General features: G+C 68.7%; 4 protein-coding genes and 1 pseudogene. 3 read left to right on the top strand and 2 right to left on the bottom strand.

Annotation, left to right across the window (positions count from 1 at the left end; genetic code table 11):
- Window positions 1-1,049 (top strand): annotated as a pseudogene (locus R1101_RS27350) (mannosyltransferase); the annotation flags it as partial.
- On the opposite strand, the gene R1101_RS0117975 reads toward R1101_RS27350, so the two are convergent.
- Window positions 985-1,281: a 4a-hydroxytetrahydrobiopterin dehydratase gene (locus tag R1101_RS0117975; RefSeq protein WP_016934742.1), complete on the bottom strand. Its 297-nt coding sequence runs from the start codon at window positions 1,279-1,281 to the stop codon at window positions 985-987. The pseudogene R1101_RS27350 and the gene R1101_RS0117975 overlap by 65 nt on opposite strands.
- Before the next feature lie 25 nt (window positions 1,282-1,306).
- Between R1101_RS0117975 and R1101_RS0117970 the strand changes: the two genes are divergently transcribed.
- The gene (locus R1101_RS0117970; RefSeq protein WP_051017585.1) at window positions 1,307-1,729 is read left to right on the top strand and encodes a (deoxy)nucleoside triphosphate pyrophosphohydrolase; all 423 of its coding nucleotides are present in this window, start codon (window positions 1,307-1,309) and stop codon (window positions 1,727-1,729) included.
- Window position 1,730: 1 nt separating this feature from the next.
- Here R1101_RS0117970 and R1101_RS30730 read toward each other — a convergent pair whose 3' ends face one another.
- Complete coding sequence (locus R1101_RS30730) at window positions 1,731-1,907, bottom strand: hypothetical protein (protein WP_016934740.1); 177 nt, start codon at window positions 1,905-1,907, stop codon at window positions 1,731-1,733.
- Window positions 1,908-2,268: 361 nt separating this feature from the next.
- On the opposite strand from R1101_RS30730, the gene typA reads away from it, so the two are divergent.
- Window positions 2,269-3,898 (top strand): translational GTPase TypA (gene typA / locus R1101_RS0117960; RefSeq protein WP_037224022.1); only part of this gene is annotated, 1,630 nt, incomplete at its 3' end.

The raw sequence follows: 3,898 nt of genomic DNA, 5'->3' as shown, positions 1-3,898 counted from the left end.
GATCCCGTTCGGTGTCCTGGGCGTGGCATGGCAACTGCTGACGGTCGCTGCGCTCTTCGCCGTCGTGCGGATCGCTCTCGAACTCGTCGTGAGCGACGGTGATGTCGACGAGGACGGGGGCTGCCGCTCCGGCGCGGAACCGGTCGTGGACCGGTACCGCGATGGTGTGGACGGCCGCGGGGATCTGGACCGAACCGGTTCGCACCACACTCGACTACGGGCAGATCAACGTCTTCCTCGTCCTCGGCGTGATGCTCGCGGCGCGCAGTTCGCGGTGGTGGCTGTCGGGGGGTCTCGTCGGTGTGCTCGCCGGCATCAAGCTCACGCCCGCGATCACCGGGTTGTACTTCCTCGCGCAGCGGCGCCGGCGCGAGGCGGTGTTCTCCGCCGTCGTCTTTGCGGGGACGGTCCTGGTGAGCCTGCTCGTGCTCGGCTCCCAGGCCGCCACCTACTTCGGCTCCCTCCTGGGCGACGCGGACCGGATCGGGCCGGTCGTCTCGGTGTGGAACCAGTCGCTGCGCGGAGCCCTGAGCCGTGTCGCCGGTGAGGACGTGGGTCTCGGCCCGGCGTGGCTGCTCGCCGTCGTCGTCTGCGCCGTCCTCGCGTTCGCGGCGTGGCGGTCGCTGCGGCCGTTGCCCGACGGAACCCACGATCGCCTCGGCACGCTGCTGGTCGTGCAGCTGTTCGGTCTGCTCGTCTCACCGATCTCGTGGGTCCACCACTGGGTATGGGTGGTTCCGCTGCTGCTGTGGCTGGTCTACGGCCCCGCGGCACGCACGCTCGGCGCCCGCGTCGTCGCCGTGTGCTGGGCGGCGGTCACGCTGATCGGCGTCCCATGGGTGCTCAGCACGGCGCAGGACTCGATCTGGGACGTCGAACGCCCCGCTCCGCTCGCCTGGCTGGGCGCGGTCAACGTGGTGGGTGTCCTTGCCGTCTACGTCGTCATGATCCTCGCCGGGCGCACGGGACGGGACGAGCAGGCGACTACGGACCCGAGTGTCGGGCCTCCTCGTCGATCCGGCGCGCAAGAGCCGGATCCGACTCCGTGATGCCACCGGCGGAGTGCGTGCTCAACGCGAAGGTCACCTTCCGCCACCTGATGTCGATGTCCGGATGATGGTTCGCTTCCTCGGCGACGACGGCCACCCGGTCGACGAGCGCGATCGCGTCGGGAAAGGTCGGTGCCTCGATGGTGCGGACGAGCGACCGTCCCGCGCGGTGCCAGTGCGGCAGCTCGGCCAGCGCGGCGTCGATCTCCCCGTCCGTCAGCAGCTGGGACATGACTCATTCTGGGACGATGCGGGTCATGTCTGCAAGCACATCGTCTGCGAGTACACCGGCGCCCGACGGGCACGTAGTGGCCGGCGCCGTCATCCGGGACGGACGCGTGCTGCTCGCTCAGCGTCTCCGGCCCGCCGACCTCGCGGGACTGTGGGAGTTGCCCGGCGGCAAGGCCGAACCGGGGGAGAGTGCGGAAGCGGCGCTCGTGCGGGAGCTGAGGGAAGAACTCGGTGTCGAGGTGCGCGGCGCGGAACGTCTGGGCGTGGCGGTGCCGTTGGCCGGGGGCCGGGAGTTGTGTGCCTACCGCGTCGAACTCGTCTCCGGTGATCCCGAGCCGCTCGACCACGCGGCGTTGCGGTGGGTCGACGCGGACGAACTCGGGCGGATCGATCTCGTCCCGGCCGACCGCGCGTGGATCCCGGACCTGCGGGAGCATCTGCGGCGCTGAGTCAGGCGGCACGGGCCCGGTCGAGATATTTGCGCAGTTCCTTCTTGCTCAGGCCGTCGTTCTCGACCTTCCTCATGCGCATGACGACGACGGGGCATTCGAGGCACCGCGTCTTCTTGCGGCAGCACTTCTTCTTCGGCTTCAGGCCCGCTACCTTGCTCGCCTTCACCTTCCCCATACGTCCCGCCTGCCTTCCACGGACCAGCGCGCGGCGAATCCACCGGCGGGCGAAGGTTAGCATCCCCTTACTCGTGGGCCAAGGGGTGGATGAGGTGCCGGATTCGGACCTTGCGTCTCCCGCGGAAGTGTCGAACGTCACCCCGATCATTGCCGACCTGCGGATATCGGCTGAGGTAGACGCAGCGACCTACGAGCGGCCTGTAAAGTGTATTGACGGCCGCAGTACTTGCACGCCGAGTTTCGGGCGGAGCAGGTAGCTCGCAATCTCGCGTCGCGGCCATCGAGACGAACGCCGTACGGGCGAGGTGCCGACCGGGTCCAGTGCCGTGTGGCCGGACTACAGCCAGGAGAGCTATCGCGTGAGCACCGCTGATTTTCGGAACGTCGCCATCGTGGCGCACGTCGACCATGGAAAGACCACTCTCGTCGACGCCATGTTGCGCCAGTCGGGCGCGTTCGCCGAACGTGCGGAACTCGTCGACCGGGTCATGGACTCGGGCGACCTCGAGCGCGAGAAGGGCATCACCATTCTCGCGAAGAACACCGCTGTGCACCGGCACAACCCCGACGGCACCGTCACGGTCATCAACGTCATCGACACTCCCGGCCACGCCGACTTCGGTGGTGAGGTCGAGCGCGGCCTGTCCATGGTCGACGGTGTCGTCCTGCTCGTGGACTCCTCCGAGGGGCCGCTGCCGCAGACCCGTTTCGTGCTGCGCAAGGCTCTCGCCGCGTCGCTGCCGGTGATCCTCGTGGTCAACAAGACCGACCGGCCCGACGCCCGCATCGCCGAGGTCGTCGAGGAGAGCCAGACCCTGCTGCTCGACCTCGCGTCCGACCTCGACGACGAAGCCGCCGAAGCCGCCGAGCTCGCCCTCGGCCTGCCCGTCCTCTACGCCTCCGGCCGTGAAGGCAAGGCATCGAAGAAGCAGCCCGAGAACGGCCAGGTCCCCGACGCCGAGAACCTCGACGAGCTCTTCGAGGTCCTCATGGAGTGCATCCCCGCACCCAAGGGCGATCCGGTGGCCCCGCTGCAGGCCCACGTCACCAACCTCGACGCCTCCGAGTTCCTCGGTCGTCTCGCGCTGCTGCGCATCCACCACGGCGAGCTGCGCAAGGGCCAGACCGTCGCGTGGATGCACGCCGACGGCGTCAAGAACGTCAAGATCACCGAGCTGCTCAAGACCGTCGGTGTCGAGCGTCAGCCGGGCGAGGTCGCGGTCGCCGGCGACATCGTCGCCGTGGCCGGTATCCCGGAGATCATGATCGGCGACACGCTCGCCGATCCGGAGACCCCGGTGGCACTGCCGCGCATCACCGTCGACGAGCCGGCCATCTCGATGGTCATCGGCACCAACACCTCGCCGCTCGTCGGCCGGGTCAAGGGCCACAAGCTCACCGCGCGCATGGTCAAGACGCGGCTCGATTCCGAACTCGTCGGCAACGTGTCGCTGCGCGTGCTCGACATCGGACGTCCGGACGCGTGGGAGGTGCAGGGCCGTGGCGAACTCGCCCTGGCCATCCTCGTCGAGCAGATGCGCCGCGAAGGCTTCGAGCTGACCGTCGGCAAGCCGCAGGTGGTCACCCGGACCATCGACGGCAAGCTGCACGAGCCCTACGAAGAGCTGACCATCGACAGCCCCGAGGAGCACCTCGGCGCCATCACCCAGCTCCTCGCGAACCGCAAGGGCAAGATGGTCCAGATGACCAACCAGGGCACCGGCTGGGTCCGCATGGAGTTCATCATCCCGTCGCGCGGCCTGATCGGTTTCCGCACCGACTTCCTCACCGAGACCCGCGGCACCGGCATCTCCAACGCGATCTTCCACGGCTACGCGCCGTGGGCCGGCGAGATCCGGGCGCGCCACACCGGTTCGCTCGTCTCCGACCGTGCCGGCACGGTCACCCCGTTCGCGATGATCCAGCTCGCCGATCGCGGCACCTTCTTCGTCGAACCGGGCAGCGACACCTACGAAGGTCACGTCGTGG

It is taken from the genome of Rhodococcus sp. R1101 (genome assembly GCF_000278445.1).
Classification (GTDB): Bacteria; Actinomycetota; Actinomycetes; order Mycobacteriales; family Mycobacteriaceae; genus Rhodococcus; species Rhodococcus gordoniae.
The sequence above is the reverse complement of the archived record's forward strand: the minus strand, read 5'-3'. Positions and strand labels throughout refer to the sequence as shown.

Coding starts and splice junctions, on each gene's coding strand:
- R1101_RS0117975 (WP_016934742.1), bottom strand. CDS start 1,281: ATGTCCCAGCTGCTGACGGACGGGGAGATCGACGCCGCGCTGGCCGAG.
- R1101_RS0117970 (WP_051017585.1), top strand. CDS start 1,307: ATGTCTGCAAGCACATCGTCTGCGAGTACACCGGCGCCCGACGGGCAC.
- R1101_RS30730 (WP_016934740.1), bottom strand. CDS start 1,907: ATGGGGAAGGTGAAGGCGAGCAAGGTAGCGGGCCTGAAGCCGAAGAAG.